Annotated in this window: 18 protein-coding genes; all 18 read right to left on the reverse strand. The window is 42.7% G+C overall.

Annotated elements, in window-relative coordinates; genetic code table 11:
- Positions 1–127: 127 nt before the first annotated feature.
- Complete coding sequence (gene fusA / locus K9E37_RS01930; RefSeq protein ID WP_004107409.1) at positions 128–2,257, reverse strand: elongation factor G; 2,130 nt, start codon at positions 2,255–2,257, stop codon at positions 128–130.
- A gap of 42 nt (positions 2,258–2,299) precedes the next feature.
- Positions 2,300–2,770 carry a 30S ribosomal protein S7 gene (rpsG, locus tag K9E37_RS01935; protein ID WP_012914396.1) on the reverse strand — a complete coding sequence of 157 codons (471 nt, stop codon included), beginning with the start codon at positions 2,768–2,770 and terminating at the stop codon, positions 2,300–2,302.
- A 3-nt stretch (positions 2,771–2,773) separates the two neighbouring features.
- Complete coding sequence (gene rpsL / locus K9E37_RS01940; protein ID WP_003813881.1) at positions 2,774–3,145, reverse strand: 30S ribosomal protein S12; 372 nt, start codon at positions 3,143–3,145, stop codon at positions 2,774–2,776.
- 267 nt (positions 3,146–3,412) lie between these two features.
- Complete coding sequence (locus tag K9E37_RS01945; protein ID WP_064621565.1) at positions 3,413–4,651, reverse strand: cell division protein FtsQ/DivIB; 1,239 nt, start codon at positions 4,649–4,651, stop codon at positions 3,413–3,415.
- 52 nt (positions 4,652–4,703) lie between these two features.
- On the reverse strand, positions 4,704–6,266 hold the full coding sequence (gene murC, locus K9E37_RS01950) for a UDP-N-acetylmuramate--L-alanine ligase (RefSeq protein ID WP_102155663.1): 1,563 nt from the start codon (positions 6,264–6,266) through the stop codon (positions 4,704–4,706).
- Positions 6,266–7,465 (reverse strand): UDP-N-acetylglucosamine--N-acetylmuramyl-(pentapeptide) pyrophosphoryl-undecaprenol N-acetylglucosamine transferase, encoded by a 1,200-nt coding sequence (locus K9E37_RS01955; protein ID WP_076003024.1) that lies wholly within the window; start codon positions 7,463–7,465, stop codon positions 6,266–6,268. The genes murC and K9E37_RS01955 overlap by 1 nt, the downstream gene beginning before the upstream one ends.
- A 50-nt stretch (positions 7,466–7,515) precedes the next feature.
- A complete protein-coding gene (locus tag K9E37_RS01960) occupies positions 7,516–8,727 on the reverse strand; it encodes a peptidoglycan glycosyltransferase FtsW (RefSeq protein ID WP_233186349.1) in 1,212 nt (403 codons plus the stop codon).
- Between the two features lie 433 nt (positions 8,728–9,160).
- Complete coding sequence (gene murD / locus K9E37_RS01965; protein WP_076003025.1) at positions 9,161–10,762, reverse strand: UDP-N-acetylmuramoyl-L-alanine--D-glutamate ligase; 1,602 nt, start codon at positions 10,760–10,762, stop codon at positions 9,161–9,163.
- A gap of 24 nt (positions 10,763–10,786) precedes the next feature.
- Positions 10,787–11,890 (reverse strand): phospho-N-acetylmuramoyl-pentapeptide-transferase, encoded by a 1,104-nt coding sequence (gene mraY, locus K9E37_RS01970; RefSeq protein ID WP_004108513.1) that lies wholly within the window; start codon positions 11,888–11,890, stop codon positions 10,787–10,789.
- Positions 11,891–11,968: 78 nt separating this feature from the next.
- The gene (locus K9E37_RS01975; RefSeq protein ID WP_033888465.1) at positions 11,969–13,558 is read right to left on the reverse strand and encodes a UDP-N-acetylmuramoyl-tripeptide--D-alanyl-D-alanine ligase; all 1,590 of its coding nucleotides are present in this window, start codon (positions 13,556–13,558) and stop codon (positions 11,969–11,971) included.
- A gap of 91 nt (positions 13,559–13,649) precedes the next feature.
- Positions 13,650–14,675: a hypothetical protein gene (locus K9E37_RS01980; protein ID WP_004108517.1), complete on the reverse strand. Its 1,026-nt coding sequence runs from the start codon at positions 14,673–14,675 to the stop codon at positions 13,650–13,652.
- A 42-nt stretch (positions 14,676–14,717) separates the two neighbouring features.
- A complete protein-coding gene (locus K9E37_RS01985; RefSeq protein WP_248893477.1) occupies positions 14,718–16,559 on the reverse strand; it encodes a peptidoglycan D,D-transpeptidase FtsI family protein in 1,842 nt (613 codons plus the stop codon).
- Positions 16,559–17,254: a cell division protein FtsL gene (gene ftsL, locus K9E37_RS01990; protein ID WP_248893479.1), complete on the reverse strand. Its 696-nt coding sequence runs from the start codon at positions 17,252–17,254 to the stop codon at positions 16,559–16,561. The genes K9E37_RS01985 and ftsL overlap by 1 nt, the downstream gene beginning before the upstream one ends.
- Position 17,255: 1 nt before the next feature.
- A complete protein-coding gene (gene rsmH, locus K9E37_RS01995) occupies positions 17,256–18,281 on the reverse strand; it encodes a 16S rRNA (cytosine(1402)-N(4))-methyltransferase RsmH (RefSeq protein ID WP_033888517.1) in 1,026 nt (341 codons plus the stop codon).
- An 11-nt stretch (positions 18,282–18,292) separates the two neighbouring features.
- Positions 18,293–19,105: a division/cell wall cluster transcriptional repressor MraZ gene (gene mraZ / locus K9E37_RS02000; protein WP_004108525.1), complete on the reverse strand. Its 813-nt coding sequence runs from the start codon at positions 19,103–19,105 to the stop codon at positions 18,293–18,295.
- Positions 19,106–19,652: 547 nt separating this feature from the next.
- A complete protein-coding gene (glnA, locus tag K9E37_RS02005) occupies positions 19,653–20,990 on the reverse strand; it encodes a type I glutamate--ammonia ligase (protein ID WP_004107357.1) in 1,338 nt (445 codons plus the stop codon).
- A gap of 198 nt (positions 20,991–21,188) precedes the next feature.
- The gene (locus tag K9E37_RS02010; RefSeq protein ID WP_004108527.1) at positions 21,189–21,911 is read right to left on the reverse strand and encodes a hypothetical protein; all 723 of its coding nucleotides are present in this window, start codon (positions 21,909–21,911) and stop codon (positions 21,189–21,191) included.
- Positions 21,912–21,992: 81 nt separating this feature from the next.
- Positions 21,993–25,559 carry a DNA polymerase III subunit alpha gene (gene dnaE, locus K9E37_RS02015; RefSeq protein WP_064621728.1) on the reverse strand — a complete coding sequence of 1,189 codons (3,567 nt, stop codon included), beginning with the start codon at positions 25,557–25,559 and terminating at the stop codon, positions 21,993–21,995.
- Between the last annotated feature and the right edge of the window lie 36 nt (positions 25,560–25,595).

Raw genomic sequence — 25,595 nt, forward strand, 5'->3', positions numbered from 1 at the left:
TTGTGAGAGGTCTTTCGCTACATATTACTGGGTTTCTGGGTTAGGTGCCACTTCGGTGCCAGAACCCAGTCAACGTAGGAAATTCTAGCGTTGACCGGGGACAGAAAACACCGAAGTAGCGTGCGCTTTATTCGCCGCGCTGAGCCTTAATAATCTCGTCCGAAACGGCCTTCGGGACCTCCGCGTAAGAGTCCATCTGCATGGTGAACATTGCGCGGCCCTGAGTCTTGGAACGAAGATCGCCAATGTAGCCGAACATTTCGCTCAGCGGCACCTTGGCGTCGATAACTTTCACGCCAGTGGCATCAGTCATAGACTGGATGTTACCGCGACGAGAGTTCAAATCGCCCATGACGTCGCCCATGTACTCTTCTGGAGTACGGACTTCGACAGCCATAATTGGTTCGAGAATTACCGGATTAGCCTTAGGAGCAGCTTCCTTGAAGCACATGGAACCTGCGATCTTGAAGGCCATTTCCGAAGAATCGACATCGTGAGTCTGACCGTCGGTGACGGTTGCCTTTACACCCACAACTGGGAAGCCAGCCAAAACGCCGGATTCCATAGCTTCCTGCACGCCTGCATCGATTGAAGGAATGAATTCCTTGGTGATGTGACCGCCGGTAACTTCGTTGACAAACTGGTAGGTTTCGCCAGATTCTGTGTCGAGAGGTTCGAAGTTCATCAAAACCTTTGCAAACTGACCAGAACCACCGGTCTGCTTCTTGTGAGTGTATTCCTGGTTCATAACAGCCTTACGAATCGTCTCACGGTAAGCAACCTGTGGCTTACCAACATTCGCTTCGACCTTGAACTCACGACGCATACGATCAACGATAATGTCAAGCTGAAGCTCGCCCATACCGGAAATCAAAGTCTGACCAGATTCCTCATCGGTCTTAACCTGGAATGTAGGATCCTCGTCAGAAAGCTTAGCCAAAGCCAAGCTCATCTTTTCCTGATCAGCCTTCGTCTTTGGCTCCACAGCAACCTCAATAACAGGATCTGGGAATGTCATGGATTCCAAAGAAATTGGGTTCTTTTCGTCGCACAAAGTATCACCAGTGCTGACGTTCTTCAAACCAACGAAGGTGTAGATGTTACCAGCTTCAGCTGAATCTACAGGATTTTCCTTATCAGCATGCATCTGGAAAATCTTACCAACGCGTTCCTTCTTGGACTTCGTGGAATCGTACACGGAATCGCCTGGCTTTACTTCGCCAGAGTAAACGCGCACGAACACGAGCTTGCCATAGAATGGATGGGTTGAAATCTTGAATACCAATGCTGCGAATGGATCTGTATTAACTGGCTTACGGTCAATTTCAACAGATTCGTCGCCTGGCTTGAAGCCCTTAATAGATGGAACATCTTCTGGGCTTGGGAGGAAGTCGACAACAGCATCCAGCATTGGCTGAACACCCTTATCCTTGAATGCAGAACCGCAAGTTACTGGGAATGCCTTACGCTCAATGGTAAGCTTACGGATACCAGCGCGCATTTCTTCTTCAGTAAGTTCGCCAGTTTCGAGGTACTTCTCAACCAGCTCATCGTCAGCTTCAGCAACCTGATCCATAAGTTCAGCACGATACTGTTCTGCACGTTCCTGCAAATCTTCAGGAATGTCAACGGTGTCATAGTGAGCACCCATATCGTCCTTAACGTCATTCCAGACGTAAGCCTTCATACGAATCAAGTCAACAACGCCAACGAAGTCGTTTTCAGCACCGATTGGAAGCTGAATAACGAGTGGAGTTGCACCGAGCTTCTCCTTGATGGTCTTGACGGAATAGTAGAAATCAGCGCCAAGCTTATCCATCTTATTGATGAAGCAGATACGTGGGACGCTATACTTATCAGCCTGACGCCACACGGTTTCAGACTGAGGTTCCACACCTTCCTTACCATCGAAAACTGCTACAGCACCATCGAGCACGCGAAGGGAACGTTCCACCTCAGCGGTGAAGTCCACGTGACCTGGGGTATCGATGATGTTGATCTGATAGCGGTCATCAACGTCATGAGTTTGACGCTTCCAGAAGCAGGTAGTTGCAGCAGACTGAATAGTAATACCGCGCTCCTGCTCCTGAGCCATGAAGTCCATGGTAGAAGCACCATCATGAGTTTCACCGATTTTGTAGTTCTTACCAGTGTAGTAAAGAATACGTTCGGTGGTAGTAGTCTTACCAGCATCAATGTGCGCCATGATGCCGATATTACGAACCATATTCAGGTCGTTAAGCACATCTTGTGCCATATTCTTATCCTTAGCTCTTTAAGATACCGATTATCTTGTGGATTACCAGCGATAGTGAGCAAAAGCCTTGTTTGCTTCTGCCATCTTGTGGGTATCCTCGCGGCGCTTCACGGAAGCACCCAAGCCATTGGAGGCATCGAGAATTTCGTTGGCCAAGCGCTCAGCCATAGTCTTTTCACGACGAGCGCGTGAGAAGTCAGTAAGCCAGCGGAGGGAAAGAGTGTTTGCGCGAGCAGGCTTAACTTCGACTGGAACCTGATAAGTTGCACCACCAACGCGGCGAGAACGAACCTCAAGATTTGGACGAATGTTATCAAGAGCGCGCTTCAATACAGAAACTGGCTCCTGCTCGGTCTTTGCCTTCACCTGCTCAAGAGCGGTGTAGACGATGTTTTCTGCGATGGACTTCTTACCATCGAGAAGGATTTTGTTAATCAACTGAGCCACGACGGTCGAGCCGTAGATTGGATCAGGAAGCAGTTGATGCTTTTTTGCAGGTCCTTTACGTGACATGTTTTACTTCGCCTTCTTTGCTCCATACAGGGAACGACCCTGCTTGCGGTCCTTGACACCCTGGGTATCTAATGCGCCACGCACGATGTGGTAACGCACACCTGGGAGATCCTTCACACGGCCACCACGCACGAGCACGATGGAGTGCTCCTGCAAGTTGTGACCTTCGCCTGGAATATAGGCGGTTACTTCAATACCAGAGCTGAGGCGCACACGAGCAACCTTACGAAGCGCGGAATTTGGCTTCTTAGGAGTGGTGGTGTATACACGGGTGCATACGCCACGACGCAGCGGGCTACCCTTCAAGGCCAAAGTCTTTGACTTTTTCGGCTTGGCCTGACGTCCTTTACGGACAAGTTGTTCAATCGTAGGCAACTTAAGTTCTCCGATTCATTGTTATCTTCTATTTGGTGAAAACCGCCACACTGCAGCACACCATAACCAAAGAATCGGTTAAAGAGTAAAAGCCACAGTCCACCGGCCCGATGGCCCTCGCGCCTCCAGCCACACATTACTGCGCGCTATCTTTGGCACTTGGGATATCCCAACCAACACGCCTATAACATAAGGCACGTTGTTGGCACACACAAATTGCTATTATACACCTAATCTTGACAATGCAATTAATAAAGTTTTAAAACCCTATTTAAGAATTGGACGCACAGGAGCAGACACATCTAAGCTGCGTTTATTGCCAATTTTACTAGGATCATCAATAATCTTGGCAACAATAGCTTTCTTTAACTCAATCTGAGACGAATTGCCCCATATGATAGTTTTTTTAACATCCCCTAATTCTGTTTCGACAGAATCTTGAGTTTTTGCACTAACTTTCGTAACTCTAGCTCGCAAAGATTCCGAAAGTGAACTAACAATTTTTACAGCTTCAAGTACCGCTCTATTATTCAAACTTCTTTGCACATTTGAAACTTCGATAACAGGTATTCCTTGCGTTGGAACTTGAGCTACGGCATTTAACACGCGACCTTTAGCGTCAACAGCAGTTAATTTATTGCTATCTCGAGTTTTGAGCATTGCTGCAGGACGTTGCGCATGTACAGAAACATGCAAACCATTAGGGAAATTCTTAGAAACTTTTGCTTCAGTTACACCAGGAATATCGTTAAGTTGGTTAATTACTTCTTGAGAAGAAACTAAAAATAGCGATTTACCAACCTGAGTTGACGCAATTGAAGCAATTTTTTGCTCACTCACCCACTCGTTAGAACCAGAAATACTTATATCGTTAGACTTAAGAAGAAAAACTGGCGAGAAGAATAAAAACCAAACAATCGCTGAAACAGAAGCAATCACTGCAAGAATTGCAAGAATTCGTTTAACAGTAAATTGCAAATAAGCAGATTTACGTTCTTTCAAACGCTCTCGAAAATTAATTATTCTAGGACGAGTAATCATTCCAAGAGAACCAGAAGTTTGACTTAAAGTTTTTCTTACAAAATCAAGCTTCGGCAAAAGTCTAGCGTCAACAAACTTACCTTGATGATTTTTTTCATTGATATCAGCTACTCGTATTTGCGATGTGTTTTGGCTGATTATATGCCTTTGAAAACGCTGGTCTTTGCGCAACGACGAAGCAGATCTAGGTTTAGAAATATGAATTTTTTCATCACGCGTTTTTTTGATACTAGATTTTTTTATATTAGATTTTCCGATATTAGATTTCGCACCACGAGCTACACCACTACGCAATTCATTATTAAGCAATTCAGCACTACGAGACGCACTGCTACGAGACGTAATGCTGCTGGATTTATTACTACGAGACTCTTCAGTACGCGCAATATTAAGACTTGAAACGGTACGACGATGCGAATTATTTGCATCAGCATCGTACGATTTGCTTGACCTCACGCGACCCATAATTACCTCTCGTAATAATCTATTTATATTTTAATCGCTTAATTTCAAAGCACTACAATGCTTCTAGCATAACAGACGTCATAGCAGTAATACTTCCTGCACCAACTGTAAGCAGCACATCACCAGATTTTGCACGCGAAGCCAGTTTCAACGCAGCTTCGCGCATATCGTCAACCGCTTCAATTTTTACATCAAGATTCTGCAATTTTGCAGCTTTAACAATAGTTTCAGCATTAATATTTGGAAAATCTTCCTGCTTTTCGCGAGCTGGGAAAATTCCTGTAACAATTACGTCGTCTGCAAGAGCCAAAGATTTTGCAAACTCACTAGCAAAAGCCTGCGTTCTGGAGAACAAATGAGGCTGAAACAGCACGCGAAGAGTAGAAGAAGTGTACTTTCTTCGCGCAGCGCGCAATAGTGCAGCTATTTCAGTTGGATGGTGAGCATAATCGTCCACAACTGTCACACCATCAACACATCCACGAATATCAAAACGACGAGACGCACCTCGGAAGCTTTCTGCACCACGAGCCGCATCTTCTGGATTCATACCGAGCAATACTGCAGCAACAATCGCTGCAGAAGCATTAAGCGCATTATGCAAACCTGGTATTAACAAGCTAACTTGCACCTTATTCGAACATTTAGCATGTTCATCCAAAATTTTTTCTGGCAATACAAGCGTAAACATTTCTCGACCACTTACAGCTTGCTCATTTTCATGCTCAATACTTGCGAACATAGCTAATTTTTGTACGCGCGAGCTGACTTTCATGCTCCAAGTATCCAAATTACCGTAAGCAATTGTTTTGTTTAAAATATTATCCGGCATAGCTTCAAGTACTTTTCTAGCACCTTCGTCTTCTGCACAAATTATTACGTTATTAATAGCATGACTTACGTGCTCAACAAATGCTTCTCTGTATCGTTCACTAGAGCCATAATGATCCAAGTGATCTGCTTCAGCATTTGTTACGATTGCAATACTTGGGCTGTATTTTTCAAAACTTCCGTCAGATTCGTCAGCTTCAGCAACCATAACAATTCCATTGCCAGCATGACCACCGTCTAAAACTGTTCCGTCTGCGGCTTGAATAGATCCGCCGATTGCGTAGCTTGGATCAGCCAAATCGCCTGCTGCAGCCACAGTTAATATATGAGAAAGAAGTGAGCTAGTAGTTGTTTTACCATGCGCTCCAGCAACAGTCACGCCAGTTTTTGCAGATAATAATAACGCAAGAATATCGCTGCGATGAACAAGCTTTATGCCGCGCTCATGTGCTGCCATAATCTCCGGATTGCTCGGTTTAATAGCGCTTGAATACACGAGTACATCTGCATGCTCAACGTGTGAAGCACTTTGTCCAATTTCTACTTCAATACCTAATTCTTCCAAGCGTTGAGTGTGATCATTTGCTTCGCGATCACATCCACTTACGCTTACCCCCTCTTCATGCAACATTTCTGCCAGAACACTCATTCCAGCTCCACCAATACCAATAAAATGCACTCGACCTAATTTTGAAATTGTTTGCGAATCATCAAATGCTGATTTTACTGGGTTTAAATCAATATTATTATGAAATGAAGTTGTATTGCTATTAAGATTAGTCATTACTTTCTGCCTTCTTTTGCGATTTCAAGAATATGCTTCGCCATAACGTCTGCAGCATCACGAATACCATAATTCCAAGATTTAGTACGCATAGCTTGTAATTGCTTTTTGTTTTGCAATAAAGCTAATCCTTCATCTATAAACCACTTTGCATTGAAATCAGCATCATTTACCATTACTGCTCCCCCTGCATTTACTACAGGCTCAGCATTGAAACGCTGCTCGCCGTTGCCAATAGGCAATGGCACGTATACAGCAGGTAAGCCAAGTGCAGAAATTTCTGCAACCGTTCCAGCTCCTGCACGACATATAACTAAATCTGCACAAGCAAAAGCCCAATCAATACGCTCTAGATATTCTGCAATATGATAATCGCCACAGCCAGCATGCTCTGGTTTAATATCGTTTATTTGCGATTCGCCTACTTGCTTTGCAACTATATTTCGCACTTCTTCCGCTTTTGCGCGACCAGTTAAGTGAATTACTTGCGCATGTTTTAAAATATCTCCTGCTGCTGCAGCAACAGCTTGATTTATGCTTTTTGCACCCAAAGATCCGCCAGTAACAAGAATAATTGGACGTTTAGGGTCAACGCCAAGTTTTTGCGCACCTTCAACGCGAGCGGAATCATAATCTTTTTCTAATCTTTCACACAATTGAGAAATAGCAGGTCTAAGAGGTAAACCAACTCTTTCAACTTTGACACCTTTTCGTGTGCGCAAATCAGTATTCCCATAAACTGTTCCAACAGCATCAGCCCAACTTGCGCCCAAGCGATTTGCCATTCCAGATTTAGCATTCTGCTCGTGAATCACAATAGGAATATGCTGCGCATGAGCTTGAGAATATACTGGAGCAGAAGCATAGCCACCGAAGCCCACTACTATATCTGCTTTTCTAGCGGCTAGTATATTTCGCACTTTGCGTTTTTCGCGCATCCATCGAATTGGAAACTTAATTGCATCTAGATTTGGCTTACGCGGGAACGGCACTTTTTCTATAGTGTCAAGTTCGTACCCTGCATTCGGAACAAGACTTTTTTCCAAACCAACTTCTGTGCCAATTACACTAATTAACGCTTCAGGATTGAGCTTTTTAATAGCGTTTGCGACAGAAAGCAAAGGATTGACATGACCTGCAGTGCCCCCGCCTGCAAGAACAATATGCACTTCATGCTCAATAGCATTATCAAATTTCATTTCACTACCCTTGTTATAACTTTCATATTATAAAAAGTTGTAAATACTTACTACTTCGATATAGTAAGTTGCGGATTGGAACGCATAAGACCATCAGCTACGCCAATTGCGACCAAACACATAACAAGCGAAGAACCACCTGCGGACACAAACGGCATAGGCACTCCCATAACCGGAAGTATTTGCACAACAACAAGAATATTAACTAATCCTTGGCCTACAATCCACGTTGCAATACACATTAATGTGATTGAAATAAATTGCGATTTCGCTTTTAATGCTGAAGATAGTATGCACCAACCAATAATTACGTATAGCAAAATCACTGCTGCTGCAACCAAAAAGCCCATCTCTTCGCCAATAATAGCGAAAATAAAGTCATTGTGAGCGTAAGGCAAATAATTCCATTTTTCACGAGAGTTTCCGATGCCAACGCCTAATAGTCCACCAGAAGCCATTGCATATTGAGCGTGAATTGCTTGGAAACAAACGCCTTTAGCTGATTTTGCATCACATCCGTGCAAAGTAGCAAGAATACGTCGCATACGATTTTGGCTTGTTAAAACCAAAAGAGCAACCATTATGCAAGCAATAAATATGCTTCCAACAAGCCATTTTGTTGGGAATCCACCTAAGTAGAAAGCTATAAGTGCAATAAGAATAATAATTAAAGCAGTACCAAGATCCTTACCTGCAATAACAAGCAACAACGATACGCCAAGTCCTGCTGCTACAGGAATATACGCGCGCATTTGCACACGCTCATATGCTTGTTTTGCAGCAATCAAAGCTACTGGAAGCCAAATACATAATGCAAGTTTTGTAATTTCTGCAGGCTGCAAAGTCATAGGGCCGAAAGCAATCCAACCAGCATTACCATTAACTTCACGTCGTAAACCTGGAACAAATGTTAAGAACTGTGCAATAACAGAAATAATGTAAATAACAGCAACGTATCGTCTATAAACTGTAACTGGAAGTCGAGAAGCGAAAATATAGCCAATTAAGCCTAAAACGCAATACATTGTTTGGTTTACGCCTTGACCCCAAGGTGCAATTCCGTAGGTGATCATAGTTACTGAAGAACTAGAAAACACCATAAATAAGCCGAAAATCGACAGTATAACCACTGATACTCTCATGCCGTATAAGCACCACAGTGGGTTAGTTAAACTGCGCAAGCCAACGTATTTCTTTAATTCTGAATCTTGAGTTTTGCGCTCTAACGAGTTTTTTGAGTAGTCTTTTTTCGAGGAAAATATTCCAGATACAGTATGCGCTAATTTTGCGTATTTGATTGACTTTGCCGGCTTTGCTGTATTTGCTGGTTTCGCTAGCTTTGCTGGTTTCGCTGGTTTCGCAGCTTTCGACTTCTTTACATCTTTTACAAATTTTACAGATTCATTTAAAGAAGAACCTACAGATTTGCCAACTTTAGTAACAGAACTACTTACGGACTTACTTACAGACTTTCCTACAGATTTGCCTAATTCCTTACCCGCTTTGCTTGCATACGCTCCTGCTTTGCTTACGGACTCGCCTACTTTACTTGCTGAAGTTCTAATAGATTTTTTAAAAGATTCAAATTTTTGCTTTTGGGAAGAATGAGAAGAATCTGAATCTGTTTCAATATGATCTTCCATAATAACTTCTGAGACTTTGCACGCTAATGAACGCAAAAACTTTTTAGGCTTATTACTGTTGAATACCATGATTATGCACCCATCGTTGAGATTCTTTAGCAAAACGATTGCCGCGATCGGCGTACGAAACAAATTGATCCATAGAGGCACAAGCAGGAGCAAGCAGAACAACATCACCAGGCTTAGCATAACGCCCAGCAGCTTCTACAGTTTGACGCATAACAGCCTCACCGAATGAAGAATCAGGATTTACAAGCGAAGTATTCTCAATATACTCACAAACTAAGTCATCAACGCAATCATATGATTTAGCGCAAGAACCATCTTGTGAAACAATAGTTACTGGAATGTGAGGAGCTGAACTGTGAAGAGCTTCAACAATTGGACGTTGATCTATTCCAATAACAACAACTGCTTTAATCACATGAAGTTGGTTTGCAATTAAATCTTCAAAATGACCACCTTTAGCTAAACCGCCAGCAATCCAAACAACCGAATTATTAGCAAAACTAGCTAAAGATGCACAAGCAGCATGAGCATTAGTTGCTTTAGAATCATCTACAAATCTAATACAATGCGAAGGATTTTCATCTTCAGACATCAAAGTCGCAACTGTTTGAATGCGATGACCTCCAGGAGCAAACTCGCGTAAAGCACGAACTGAAGAATCTACGTCACCAGTTAAACCTAAAGCTAACGCTAACGCAGTAAGAGCATCAGCTAATAAATGCGGATACACACTGCCATCAGGCTCGCACAGATGTTTTAGCTCACGCAATTCGACAATAGGTTTTAGAGTGCCTTTAGTTCCTCCAGCAACACCGCTGTTATCTACAATCCAACCATCTTTTACGCCAATTTCACCATCTTTAGGCTCTTCTAACGTAAAACCAATCTTTTTACAGCCATCAGCAACTTGTGCACAATCTGCCAATTTGCTTACACGCTCATCTTGAGCATTGTAAACCAAAGCTTTTTGCACATTATTAAATACTTTTGACTTGTCACGAGCGTACGCTTCCATGCCACCATGCCAATCTAAATGATCAGCAGCAATATTAGTAATAGCAGCACAATCAAGAGCTAAAGAATCAGTGAAATGCAATTGGAAAGAGCTTAATTCAACACATAAGGCATCATGCTCACATTCCAAAGCAGCATGTGACACAGACTTTCCAATATTTCCCACAGCTGGAGCATTTAATCCGCAAGCGGTTAGCATTGCAGAAGTCATTTCTGTAGTAGAAGTCTTACCATTTGTGCCAGTAACGCCAATCCAATAAGCAGGTTTATTCGTGCGCTTAGAAGGTACGCGCAAGCGCCATGCTAATTCAACTTCGCTCATTATTGGAATATTGCGCGATGCAGCTTCTTGCAAAAATGGCGTGCGAGGGTTAAATACTGGAGATGTAACAACAGCATCGATTTTAGACCAGTCTATTGCTGAAAAATCATGTATATCGGCATCAGGCTTATTTTCGTCTGCAGTCACAGGCTCAGATCCAACAGCGCACAAAACCTCAGCTGCGCCACGACCAGAAACTCCAAGACCTGCAACTAATACACGCTTAAAAGCAAATGCTTTATCGCTTGTGCACGACTTACAAGTAGATTCAGACGAAACAGATACTTCATTGCCATCGACAATATTCATATTGAAGCCTTCCAATTTTTGAAATTAAATAAGCAAGCCAGAATGCCCTGCCCAATCGGCGTAGAACATCATAAGTGCAGAAAGCACAAACATAAGCTCAATCATCCAGAATCGCACAACAACCTTAGTTTCCGTCCAGCCGAGCAATTCAAAATGATGATGAATAGGAGCCATTTTGAACACACGCTTATGCGTAGCTTTAAAGAATCCAACTTGAATAACGTCACTTGCAGCTTCCATTACAAATAATCCACCCAAAATCACAGCCAAAAACTCTGTGTGAGTTGCAATAGAAAGAGCTGCAAATAATCCGCCTAAAGCCAACGAACCAGTATCTCCCATAAATACTTGAGCAGGATTCGAATTAAACCACAAGAATCCAAAGCAAGCAACAGCAGCACAAACAGCAATAATAGTTAAATCGAGAGGATCAGAAACAGCGTAAGAGAATCCGAAATGACCGCCTCCGCGCACATGGTAGCTTTCCCAGAAAGCAATCAAAGCGTAACCAGCAAAAGCAATCATAGAAGATCCAGAAGCTAAACCATCAAGTCCATCAGTCAAGTTTACAGCGTTAGACCAAGCAGCAATAAGGAAATTAACCCAAACAATAAATACTACAATTCCTACACCGTTGCCGAGTATAGAAAAATCAAAAAATGGTTTTTCAATAAAACTCATTCCAGGTTGAGCGCTAGCAATACCAGATTGAGTTGGCAATAGCAATGACAAAAGCGCGTAAATACTTGCAAAAATAATTTGACCAGTAAACTTCGCATGTACAGAAAGACCAAGATTCTGCTTTTTACGAACCTTAGCAAAATCATCAATAAAGCCAAGCAAACCCATTGAAAGCATTGCAAACAGCACCAAAACAGCAGACCATGAAGGCGAGCGACCAACAGAAACATATCTATAAAGAGCAGAAGCAGCCCAACCTGCTACTACAGCAAAGTTAATAACAACACCGCCCATAGTTGGCGTGCCGCGCTTTACTAAATGAGATTGTGGTCCATCTTGGCGAATGTACTGACCGTAGTGCAAACGATGCACTAAACGAATAAGCAAAGGCGTGCCAACAATCGTAACTACGAGCGACACCACAATTCCTACAATAAGCGCAATCACCGCTTAACCTCCGTTTACTGTTCCGTTTGCTATAATACTTAATTTATTAATTTCACACTTATATTGAGCATCGAGCAGTTAAATATTTGCCCAATGTTCAGCAAGCACACTCAAGCCTGAAGCATGAGAGCCTTTCAATAACACAACACTACTCGGATGCTCGGCCACAATTTTCCAAACAATATCATCAGCCTCATCCGCACTGTGCACAAAGTAGACTGCATCGTGAGAAGAAAGTAGTTTATTATTCCAAGAAGAACGTGCACCTTGAGCAATACAGTGAGCTAATTTATCTAAGTCAGAGTCCGTTTTTGAACCAACAGCAACAACTGCATCGACACTCGAATTTGCCACATATTCTCCAATATTTGTGTGCAATTCATCTTCGTTGCTGCCAAGCTCCAACATAGAACCAAGAACCGCTATACGGAAAGGTTTCGAAGATGCACTACAAGAATCATTTTCATAGGCGCACAAACCATCGATTCCTGCTTTCATAGAATCAGGATTTGCATTAAAGGAATCATCAATAAGTGTAAATTTCTCGTCATTCTTAGAAACTGTACTCAATTGCATGCGATGCGGGCTAATATGCGAAACTTTAGACAGCACAGAAGCAATATCATCTAAAGTCATTCCCAAATATCTAGCAACATTTGCTGCTGCAAGCGCATTCATAACATTATGCTCGCCTTGTATAGCAAGATGCACTTCAATATGATTCATTAGATCAGAAGAATTACTACGTTCAGTGGTAGTAAAAACTGCTTTACCAAAAGAATCTAACTTTATATTACTAGCTGAAAGTTGGTAGTCATCTTTACTAGCTGATTCCAGCAATCCGTTTTTAACATTTCTACCGAACCAGCGCACATGCTTATTTTCTACAAGACAAGACATTGCAGAAACTCGCTTATCGTCGGAATTTAATACTGCTATGCCATGTGGCAAAAGCCCACGCACAATCTCACTTTTTGCTTGCGCAATGCGCTCAACTGAGCCAAATTCACCTAAATGAGCCACACCAACTTTAAGCACTATTGCGAGATCCGGAGGAGCAATATGAGTTAAATTGGCAATTTCGCCAACATGATTAGCTCCCATTTCTGCTATTAAAAATCGAGTATTACTGCCAACTTGCAAAGCAGTAAGAGGCAAACCAATATTATTATTAAAAGATCCAACAGGAGCAACTGTTTCGCCTAGCGTGCTCAACAAAGCCTTCAACATATCTTTCGTTGTTGTTTTGCCAACGGAACCAGTAATACCAATAATAGTGAAAGGTTTGTTAAGATTGCGGCGAAGTTCCAAATTATGTTTAGCTAGCAAGCCCAGCGCTTCTATAGAATTATTCACAACTATTTGATTGAGATTAGTGCCTTCGACAACATGTTCAACAATAGCTACAACAGCTCCAGATTTTTCAGCATTCTTTACATAATCATGACCGTCAACATGTTCACCAACTATAGCTACGAACACAGAACCGTTACGGATTTGACGAGAATCACTAAAAACGGAATTTGCAACTAAATCTGTGTCACAACTATTAAACTCGTGTATTTCCCCATGAACAGCTTTAGCAATTTCGCTTATGCTCATAGGCATCATATCGGCATGATCTAAACTCTCAGCATTGCTGGCACACGAAGTTTCAACACAACTCATAACATCCTCCAAATTAGCCACATAATTAAAAGCTCTTAAACAAAACTCACGCAATTAATTTATTTGAAAACTCGAATGAAATCAGCATAATTCAGTGCAGTTCATGCGAAACTCGCAGCGCACTTTTAATAGTCCCACGACGAACACCAGCAGCTAACACCATTGCAATAGATAATGAAAGATGCCGCTGCACATCATTGCCACCAATTTGATCCGCTAATTCAGCTAATTCGTCAGACTCAGCCGATCTAGTAACACAATAAGCGTGCTCTCTTCCAGAAAAACCATAACGTTGACGCAACGCATAAAAACTCATGCCGGTTGCATATGCCGGGTAAAGCGGTGAAGAAGATGCCTTTGCACTAACTTTCACATTTGAGGCTGCATCTTTAGATTCAGAATTAGTATCAGAACTATCTTTAGACTTAGCATCAGATTGAGAATCAGACCCTGCGCCAGAATTGCTTTCATTCTGAGTTTGCTCAACGCCAAGAACATCAATACTGACGGATTGTAACGCGTTCTTAGCTAAAGTTGCAGAATTAAGTGCAATAACAACAGCTGCAGCACCATCTTCTGCACACACAGATAAAGCATGCTGTACATCTGCAATATTTAAAGGATATTGCAAAGACAATTCGCGCTGCAATGAAGTAGATCCAGCATCACTAATAACACCAACAGGATTACCTAACATATGCAAAAAATCAGCTAATCGCAAAACATTAGCATGGATCTCATCATCATCGTCACCAGCAATCGCAAATATTGCAACGCATGAAGAAGGATCTGCATTAATATCACAAGCAAGCTTGCCCAAAGCAACTGGATTAGCAGAAGAAACAAGCAAAGGCAGACCTAAATCTGCAGCCTCACCACGAAATTCTGGTGAAACTAATGCAGCATATGCCCCAGCATCACGTGCAGCTTCAAGCTGACGACGATCGATATGACCAATTGGCACAAATAATCCACCAGGACGCACATGACGCACATCATGAGCAATAGAAGTAATAGTTACCTCTGAAGCAAACGCAGGAACAACTTCAAAACCATAATTTTTTGCAGCAAAACCTAGCGTCACTCTAATTCTAGAGTATTCATCAACCGCACTCATTGCACACCCTACTTTATAGATAACAACATTGTAATGCGTACACTACCAATTCACAGGAACAGGATTTGTGCGTGGAGAAGAAGCTGGAATATCATACTTTTGCATTAAGAATTCTCCAATAGTTTTGAACAGTGGACCTGCAGTCATACCACCATAAATACCTTGTGGATCACGCAAAACAACTGTTATGACGAAGCGAGGATTATCCGCTGGTATAGCACCCGACCAGTCGCTGATTGTAGAGCTAAGTTTACCATCAGCGCCAGCAACTTCAGCTGTACCACTCTTTGCAGCAACACGATAACCATCGACACCAGCAAATCTGTGATAATGCTCACCAGAATTTTCCAAAGCATTCATCATTTGTGCAGCAACATTTTCATCCAAAACGCGCGTTCCTGCAGGACGAGGAGACTTCGTAACTCTACCATTAGAATCTATAACGGATTTAACTATTGACTGACGCAACCTAACGCCTTTATTTGCAATAGTTGCAATCGCATTAGTAAGCTGCAAAGCATTCACAGCATAACCCTGACCAAACAGAACGGTATCTTTCTTACGACCATCCCAAGCTTGAACGCTAGGAAGCAAGCCACAAGATTCTCCTTGCAAATTCAATCCCGAGTACTGACCAAGACCAAATTTATAAAGATACTCATAGCGTTTATCTATCGGATATTTTTCACCAGCCATAACCATACCGACGTTAGAAGATTCCGAAAGAATACCAGCTAATGTCCAACGCTCAACACCATGGCTAACAGCATCATGGAATGCTTGACCGTTCTTATTAAGAGTATTAGGAACAGCAAATTTATCAGTAAGCTTATGCGCACCAGTTTGTAACATTCCAGACATTGAGAAAGCTTTACCAATAGAACCAGGCTCAAAGGTTTGGCTTACAGCTCTAGAAACATTCACCTTAGCTTGCGTTGTTCCAGCTTTAATCTCATCAGTATCTTCCAAAGCAAGTATTTCGCCAGTACGAACATCTTGCACTATTGCAATACCCCAAGTTGCATGATATTTTTTCTTGCCATCAAGCAAAACTTTTTTAACATACCAATCGACATCGCTATCGATTGTGAGCTTAACATCACTTCCGTTGATTGCAGGCTTAGATTCAGTTACAGTACCAGGAATTTTCTCATTTCCTGCATTATTACCTTGATAACGCTGATATCCGTCCACGCCATTCAAAGTTGCATCTTTAGTAAATTCAAGACCAGTAACACCAACCTCACCTTTACGATCTTTAATATCTTTACGATTAACTTCATCGGCATTAGCAACAGCACCAATAACAGATCCAAGAATAGGTCCGCTTGAATATACTCGTTCACTACTGTTCTCTGCATAAATACACCCAGAAAGATTCAAATCGTCAATGGCACGTTTCATTGCAGGAGTCACGTTACGTTTCAATAAAACGTAACGACCAACGCCAGCCAGTTTTCCACCAAGTTCTACAGAACTCATGTGCAAAATCGGAGCAAGCAAACGGGCGACCGCCACAGCGCCCGTGCCTTCTACAGGCTTGCCATTAAGCATATGACAGTTATGCTCGGTTTGTTTTGTGCAAGGAGTCGGAACAAAAGCCTGAGCATTAAGTGGATCTCCAATAATATTAAATCGCTCAACACTTTGAGCCAACACAGCACCATTAGCATCAAGTATGCGCCCACGACGTGCAAGAATTGGTCGCACACGACTACGCTCAGCCTGAGCTGCTTGTGCAGTTGAGCGAGCATTAATAATCTGTATAAAACTTAGCTTTACTATTGCACCAACACCAATTAACGCAAAAACAATTGCAATTACGGTGCACTTACGCGCAAATATCTGCAGAGGAGCGAAACGTTGTTTGATTAAGTGGCGCATCAATGTTTCTCCTGTTTTGCTTTCTGTTGATATTGACGATTTTGTTGGTCTTGTTTTTGAGTTTTATTTGAGTTATTTGTTTGTTTTGAGTTATTTGTTTGTTTTGAGTTATTTGTTTGTTTTGAGTTATTTGTTTGTTTTGAGTTATTTGTTTGTTTTGAGTTATTTGTTTGTTTTGAGTTATCGGCTTGTTTTTCGTGCTTAGTTTTCTCAGAATGACTATGTTTTCGTTTTGCTGCATAATCACTCAAGTCAATAGAAATAGAACCTTGTTGCGGAACCATTCCCATTCGTTGCGCTCTTGCAGGAAGTTCAGATTCCAAAGTATCTAATTTCGCTTGACGAGCTTCCACATCCTGATGCAAACGAGAAATACGCATCTGTACTGCAGTTTGGTCGAAGGAAATCTCTGCCATTTGCGTACGCAAAAGAAGCGAAGTCAACAACGTAACAACCATAAAAATCACAATAATCATGCAATTCACAAGAGGTACTTTGCGCGTATTGCTCCATGTCATAACCTTGCTGAATCGTTCAAGCACAGCAGAAGATTTACGTTGAGATGGGTTAAACACCGAAGGAGCAGAATTATGTACGTATTCTTTACGAGTCGAATTATCTTTAGTACGACCAGCTGGAGCTGAAGCAGAAGACGCAGAAGAGCGCAAAACACGATTTTGCATGTTCAATACCATGTCAGCGACCTCCTTTTATAGCTTTACGACCAGCCGCCTCATCTTCAAGCCTTGGAATCCAACGCTCCGGGATAGGGCGGCATAATTCGACAGCGCGCAAACGAACTGAAGAAGATCTAGTGTTATGAACAATTTCTTCTTTAGAAGCTTTCATAGCTCCGCGAGTAAGAGCTTTAAAGAACGGCTGAGCATCATCAGGAATAACAGGCATGTTTGCAGGAACATCAACTGTTAATCCTTGATTCATAAAACGTTTTACAGCTGTATCTTCCAACGAATGATAAGATTCAACAACTAAGCGACCATGCTCACGAAGATGTAAAGCAATTTTAGGAAGAGTACGGCTCAATTTATCTAATTCACCGTTCACTTCAATACGCAAAGCTTGGAACACTCGTTTTGCTGGATTTCCAGTAGCGCGATGAGCTTTCGGAATTACAGAGTCAACTAAGCTAACCAACTGACCCGAAGTAGCAATAGGCTCCGTAGCACGAACTTCAACAATACGACGAGCAATAGGAGAAGCAAAACGTTCTTCACCATACTCTCGGAAAATTCTAGTTAATTCTCGAGAATCATAAGTAGCTAAAATCGTTGCGGCAGTAGTTGCTTGCGTCGTATCCATACGCATGTCAAGTGCTGTATCGTGAGAATAAGAAAAACCGCGATCAGTTTCGTCAATTTGCAAACTTGAAAGACCCAAATCCATAAAAGCAGCATCAATACGGTCAATGCTGTTTTCTTGTAGCACTTCATCAATCTCATCGAATGCTGCATGTGCAGGAATAAAACGATTCTCGAGACCTTCGCTGCGCATTCTTTGCGTTGCTAACGAAAGTGCTTCAGAATCACGATCAATACCAATAAGTGTTGCAAAAGGCGCAGCTTTAAGAAAAGCAGTCGCATGACCAGCAAGGCCTAAAGTGCAATCTACTACTATTGCGCCTTTGTGTTGCAAAGAAGGAGTAACTAAATCAACACAATCCTGCAATAATACCGGTGCGTGAATAGCTGTAATATCTTTCATAGCATCAGTCATCACATCACCGCCGGAAGTACATCGTCAGCAATATCTGCATAACCTTGCTCACGATCGGCAAGATATTCTTCCCAAGCAGACTTATTCCAAATCTCTGCACGCGTACCAACACCAATAACAACAATTTGATCGCCCAAATTGGCGTAATCTCTTAACATTGGCGGCACAACAATGCGTCCCTGCTTATCTGGCTCTTCATCAACAGCACCAGAAAGGAACACACGAAGATAATCGCGAGCTGACTTATTGCTCATAGATGTGCGCTGAATTTGCGTTGCCATGCGCTGGAACTCAACCATAGGTAGCACGTAAACACAATGCTCCTGACCGCGAGCCATAACAAAACCAGTTCCGAGCTGAGAACGGAATTTTGCAGGAAGTGCAACACGACCTTTATCGTCAATTTTTGGAGTATAAGTGCCTAACAAAATAGGTGTTGCTGGATGAGTTGACACAGCTTCTTGATATTGAGAAGCATAAAAAGGTGCAACTGGCATAGCTGCAGCTTGTGCAGACGAATCAGCAGCGCCGGACGGAGTGGAGGTGAAAACCGGTGCTGGCATATATTGCTGCATTGCTGGCATAACAGTTGAAGGCATACCATAATAACCCTGAATTGACTGCTTAGACTGTACAGGTTGAACAGGCTGAACGTATTGCTGCTGAGACACTTGTGAATCTTGCATTTGCAGTGGCATCTGCGATTGCTGAGAAACATTTGAATCAGCAGCTTGTTGAGCCTGATTTATGGAATGCGAAGAGGAAGAATTGGCGTTATTGCGCGGTTGCTTATCAGCAGCACGACGTGCCATACTCCACCTCCTTAACTCAACATGTACTATGCCATTTACACGTTGTTCACCATTTTACCCCATTCCTCCCCAAAAATCCCCACTTTTTTACAAAATTTTTGATTTTTTTGAAGCAAACCACCAATAGAAAACAAAAGACCCTCACGCAGCGCGACGACCTGCCTGAGCGCTGCGATTTAGCGCGCGAAGGCAACTCGGAGCGCCGAGCTTGCTCAGAGTTGAAAGCACAGTGTGCTTTCACCGCAAGCGAGGTCTGCCTTCGTCTCGATTGACGAAGGCAGGGCAGAGTTGCGTGGTTGCGCTTTAAAAACTAGGTTGTGGTTAGTGTGCGCGACGACCTGCCTGAGCGCTGACATTTAGCGCGAAGGCAACTCGGAGCGGAAACTCGCTAAAGTTGGAAGTCCAGTGGACTTCCAACGCGAGTTTCGTAAGCGAGCGCGTAATCCGCGCGAGCGCAATCTGCAGCAGTGTCCCAAAACATCAAACAAAAGGCCCTAACGCAGTACAGTTTCTGCGTTAAGGCCTCTAAAGTACAAAGTCACTCGCGTTACAAACGCGGCAAATACTTCTCAAGCTCAAAAGGCGTAACCTGACGACGGTACTCTTCCCACTCTTGATGCTTATTGCGCAAGAAGTACTCAAAAGCGTGTTCACCTAATACGCTTGCAACGAAGTCCGAGCGCTCCATAATCTTTAGTGCTTCATCCAAGGATTCCGGCAATGGCTGAATACCCATTGCTTGACGCTCAGCATCAGTAAGCTCCCAAACATCGTCGCTAGTTGGATCGCACAAAGTCATTTGCTTTTCAATACCATCCAAACCGGCAGCAAGAAGCACAGAGTAAGCAAGATACGGATTCGCCACAGGATCTAGCGCACGGAATTCCATTCGGCAAGAATTGCCTTTACCAGGCTTGTATTGCGGCACACGCAGAAGTGCAGAACGGTTGCTATGACCCCAGCAAACGTAGCTAGGAGCTTCCGCACCACCCCACAAACGCTTGTAAGAGTTCACATATTGATCAGTTACAGCGCAAATTTCTGAAGCATGATGCAAAATACCAGCCGCAAATTGACGCGCAATAAGAGACATATTAAATTCTTGACCTGCCTCATAAAAAGCGTTCGTGTCACCTTCGAACAAACTCAAATGCGTATGCATACCCGATCCAGGTTGATCAGTTAGCGGCTTTGGCATAAAGCTTGCATACATTCCGCGCTCAAGAGAAATTTCCTTAACTACAGTGCGGAAAGTCATAATATTGTCCGCGGTAGTAAGAGCATCTGCATAACGCAAGTCAATTTCGTTTTGACCAGGACCGCCCTCGTGATGCGAGTATTCTACAGAAATACCCATTTGCTCAAGCATACTAACTGCACTACGACGGAAATCCATAGCCGAACTTCTAGGAACGTGGTCAAAATAGCCACCCTCATCAATCGGCACAGGAGCTTTGGACCAATCATCTTGAGCTTCAAACAAATAAAACTCAATTTCCGGATGAACGTAGAAAGTAAATCCTTTTTCTTTCGCTTTTGCGAGCGCAGTCTTCAAAACGTGACGAGGGTCTCCCAGTGAAGGCTCTCCGTCTGGAGTTAGCACATCGCAGAACATGCGCGCTGTGCCTTCCGGACCTCCATGCCATGGAAGAATTTGGAACGTCGACGGATCCGGCTTCACAATCATATCGTCTTCTAGGACGCGAGTCATGCCTTCTATTGCTGAGCCGTCGAACCCTATTCCCTCTTCAAAAGCTGCTTCTAATTCAGCAGGGGCAATAGCAACGGATTTAAGCGTGCCTAAGACGTCCGTAAACCAGAGTCGAATAAAACGCACGTCTCGCTCTTCAACAGTACGTAGAGCAAACTCTTGTTGTCGATCCATAATAAACCCCTTGGGTATCATCCGGTTGTATGCATAGCCACGCACATATGCATATTCACGTGCAATTGTAGTGTATTATTTCGTATTGCGCTTCATATGTTGAGCTTATCTGCAATGAATTTACGTAATTGTAATGAAATTTCTACTTTCTAACGCAACTTCTTCAATTTAATATGCCAATTAATTGCTTAATTATTTTTACTTTCTTTTGCCATATTTTTGGAATAGCTCGTACGCGTTCGCATCGCTCAAATCGTCACTATTGAACATTTCTATATTTTGTTTCGAAATAGTTTCAACTGTTTCCATGCCAATAGCTAAATCTTCTACTGTACGCGACCACACAGCTAATGCCATAGGCGCAACTATTTCTTGCGGTTCGCAATTATATTCGTAAACTTTTGCAGTTAATTTATCAGCTCTATTTGTAATGAGCATAACATCCATTCCACGGAAGAAATCAACAAATTTTTGCACTGCTTCTTCCGGCTCATTGCCGTCCAAATTTTTTAATACTGCAACAGCACCTTGCTCTTCATCGAAGCATCGTGCTGAAACACTAGCCATTTTGCAAAAAGCAGCTAGTAACTGAGCAGGCTGCACATACGTAATCATTAACGCAACTTTTGCTTTATTTCCAAGCAAACCTTGCAAATCTTCTTCAAAATTAGCTTCTTCAATATTGCGCATAGCTTGATCAAGAAAATCATTTTCTTGATTATCGTCGCTTTTTTGGTTATTTTCTAAATTTTCGCTATTTAAATTTTCTTGCGACTCTTCTTTAAATTCACGTTCAAATCCAGCGAGCGCATTATCTAATTCCGCATCAGTAAAAGAAGTGCGCACAGAATCGTCATTGTTACGCTCACCATCATTTTTACGCTTATCGTCACTGTTACGCTCGTCACCGTTGTTTAACATATTCGTTATTTCCTCCTCTTTCAATGTAATTCTTAAAGCATACCTAGTTTTATATTTTATCAAACCAGTAGTGCATATTTTCTACGCGCTAGGCAAACAACTAGATCCAAAAACAATTTTCATTTCAGCAAACAAAGAAGTATCTCGTTTTACGCGGAAACGATCTCCAAAAGTAAGAACTTGCGCCTTGCCTGTATCGTCGACAAGAGCCAAGCGCACTTCACAGCAGCCTGGATGTCGGCTCAAAATATTACTTAATTGCGCAACACGACCTTTATCTAGAACTTTACGAGGAATAACAACTGTTAAAGGTCTCTCATCCACTGATTCAAGAGTTGGTATTTCAAACTCTGTAGCACGCATGGAAACAGTTTCATCACGCACTTCAACTTGTCCACGAATACGCACAACTTGATCAATTGCAAGTTCTTGCGCTGAAGCTTCGTACACTTTGCCAAAGAACATGCATTGTATTGAACTTTCCATGTCTTCAACTGTGACAATCGCCCAAGCATTACCTTTTCGAGACACTCGCCTATCTACGCTCGTAACTAGGCCTGCAATAGTTACTTGCTGACCATCGCTCATAGTTCTTGCTCTGTCGATCAGTTGAGCGATTGACATCTCACGTAAATCTGCCAAAACTGCAGACAATCCGCTTAGTGGATGATCAGAAACGTACAATCCAAGCATTTCTCGCTCAAAATTAAGCTTTGTCTTTTTATCCCACTCTTCAACATCAGGTACAGTAATTTGCATATCTCCCATACCGTTGTCGTCATCCGAGTCAGAAGACGAATCAAGATCAGCAAATAAATCAAACTGACCCTCTGCCTGCTTGCGCTTAAGCGCAATCACAGAATCAATTGCAGGATCACAAATTTGAAACAGCGCACGACGATTTGAATCAATAGAATCAAAAGCTCCAGCTTTAATAAGCGACTCTACTAAACGTCGATTAAGTGCACTAATAGGAACACGTTGTACGAAATCCATAAAGTTTACGAAACGTCCGCGCTCACCTTCACGCTCAGTAATAATATCGTTTACTGCTTTGTCTCCAACGTTACGAATAGCACCCAAACCAAAGCGCACAACATCTCCAACTGCAGAATACTCAAGAACAGACTCGTTTACATCAGGTTGCAAAACTTGAATACCCATGCGCCTTGCCTCGCCCAAGTACAGTGCAGTTTTGTCTTTATTCGTACGTTCGTTTTGAAGCAAAGCTGCCATAAATTCCACAGGATAATGCGTTTTTAGGTATGCAGTCCAGTAAGAAATCAAGCCATAAGCTGCAGAGTGAGCTTTATTAAACGCGTAACCAGAGAACGGAACCAAAACATCCCACACAGCTTGTGCAGCTTCTTCAGAATATCCGTGAGCTTTCATACCTTCAAAGAATGGCACCTGTTCTTTTGCCAGCACTTCCGGCTTTTTCTTGCCCATTGCTCGACGTAACACATCTGCTTTACCAAGACTGTATCCTGCTAAAATACGCGCTGCAGACTGCACCTGCTCCTGGTAAACAATTAAACCGTAAGTTTCGTCCAAAACTTCCTTTAACGGCTCAGCAACTTCTGGATGAATAGGGATAATATCTTGCAAACCATTCTTGCGCTTAGCATAATTCGTATGCGAATCCATATCCATAGGACCAGGCCTGTAAAGTGCAATCAAAGCCGAAATATCGTTGAAATTATCCGGTTTCAAAGTACGTAGAAGCGCACGCATACCGTCGGAATCAAGCTGGAAAACGCCTAAAGTATCACCCCTAGAAAGCAGTTGATAAGTAGCTTTATCGTCTAACGGAATCTTAGTATAATCAATCGGATCCTTCCCATTATTTTCGATATTTCGCAAAGTATCGCGAATAACTGTCAAGTTGGAAAGACCCAAAAAGTCCATTTTTACAAGACCGAGCGTTTCACAAGTGTGATACTCAAAAGTTGTAGTAATAGTACCGTCAGTGCGCTCTAAAAGTGGCGAAGTGTTTGTGATTGGCTCCGAGCCCATGATTGTTGCACAAGCATGCACACCTGTTTGACGAATCAAACCTTCAATGCCCTTAGCTTCTTCCGTAATGCGATGAGTATCTGGATCCGTGTCGTACATTTCGCGAAACTCGCGCGCTTCAGCGTAACGCTTTGATTTTTCGTCGAAAATATCGTGCAAGCTCATATCTTTGCCGTTTTTAGCAGGAGGAAGAACTTTCGTAATTTTTTCGCCTACTGAAAACTCGTAGCCCATAATACGCGCAGAATCTTTAAGAGCTTGCTTCGTTTTAATAGTTCCGTAAATAACGCACTGAGCAACTTTATCTCTACCGTATTTTTCGCTCACGTATTCAAGAACTTTGGCCCTGCCATCCGGGTCAAAATCAACATCAATATCAGGCAAGGATACGCGCTCCGGGTTTAAGAAGCGTTCAAAAATCAGACCATGCTTCATAGGATCAAGCTCTGTGATGCCCATTGCGTACGCAACCATAGCGCCTGCAGCAGAACCACGACCAGGACCTACCATTACACCATGCGCTTTAGCCCAATTAATATAATCTGCAACAACTAAAAAGTATCCGCAGAATTGCATTTGGCAAATCACACCGCACTCGTAATCAGCCTGCTTTAAAACTTCCATTGGAATGTTGTTATTGTAACGACGCTCCAAACCTTCCTCGACTTTTTTAAGGAATAGCGAAGTCTCATCCCAACCTTCCGGGCAGTCAAATTGCGGCATAAAAGCGCCATCTTCGCCGTCGTCGAACATAACATTGCATCGACGAGCAATCTCAAGCGTGTTATCGCAAGCTTCTGGAAATTCTTTAAAAAGCTCACGCATTTGCTCAGCGGACTTCAAATAGTATCCTGAACCGTCAAACTTAAAACGGTCAGGATCGTCCAAGCGCGAGCCGGAATTAATGCAAAGCATAGCATCTTGCGCTTCACGATCTTCTTCATGAACGTAATGCAAATCGTTTGTTGCAAGAAGAGGTGCGTTAAGTTTTTTTGCAATTTCAAGCAAGTCTTTAGTTACGCGCGTTTCAATAGAAAGCCCGTGATTCATAAGCTCGATAAAGAAATTGTCACGCCCGAAAATATCTTGAAACTCACCAGCTGCTCGTAAAGCCTCTTTGAACTGACCTAAGCGAAGACGCGTCTGGATAATTCCAGAAGGGCATCCTGAAGACGCAATTACACCTTTTGAGTAGGTTGAAAGCACGTCTTTATCCATACGTGGGTAGCGCATAACTCTACCCTCAAGATTCGCCACAGACGAAGCTTTAAGAAGATTTGTTAAGCCAGTATCGTTTTCCGCCCACAAAGTCATATGCGTAATTAAACCGCCGCCAGAAACGTCATCTGCACGCTGATCTTCCGTGCCCCAATGCACGCGACTTTTGTCTTGTCTTGCTGTTTCAGGAGTAACATACGCTTCTATGCCAATAATTGGCTTAATCCCAGCTTTTACAGCCGTACTCCACATTTCGTACGCGCCGTGCATGTTGCCATGATCCGTAATAGCTACAGCCGGCATACCTAATTCTTTAGCGCGCGCTACTAAATCAGGTATTTTTGACGCACCATCTAGAAGTGAATAATGCGTGTGATTGTGCAAATGTACGAAGTTGGTTTCCGGCTGAGTCATAAAAGATATTCTATAAGCGAAAGTTGACTGAAAAAA

It is taken from the genome of Gardnerella swidsinskii (assembly GCF_023277705.1).
Taxonomy (GTDB): Bacteria; Actinomycetota; Actinomycetes; order Actinomycetales; family Bifidobacteriaceae; genus Bifidobacterium; species Bifidobacterium swidsinskii.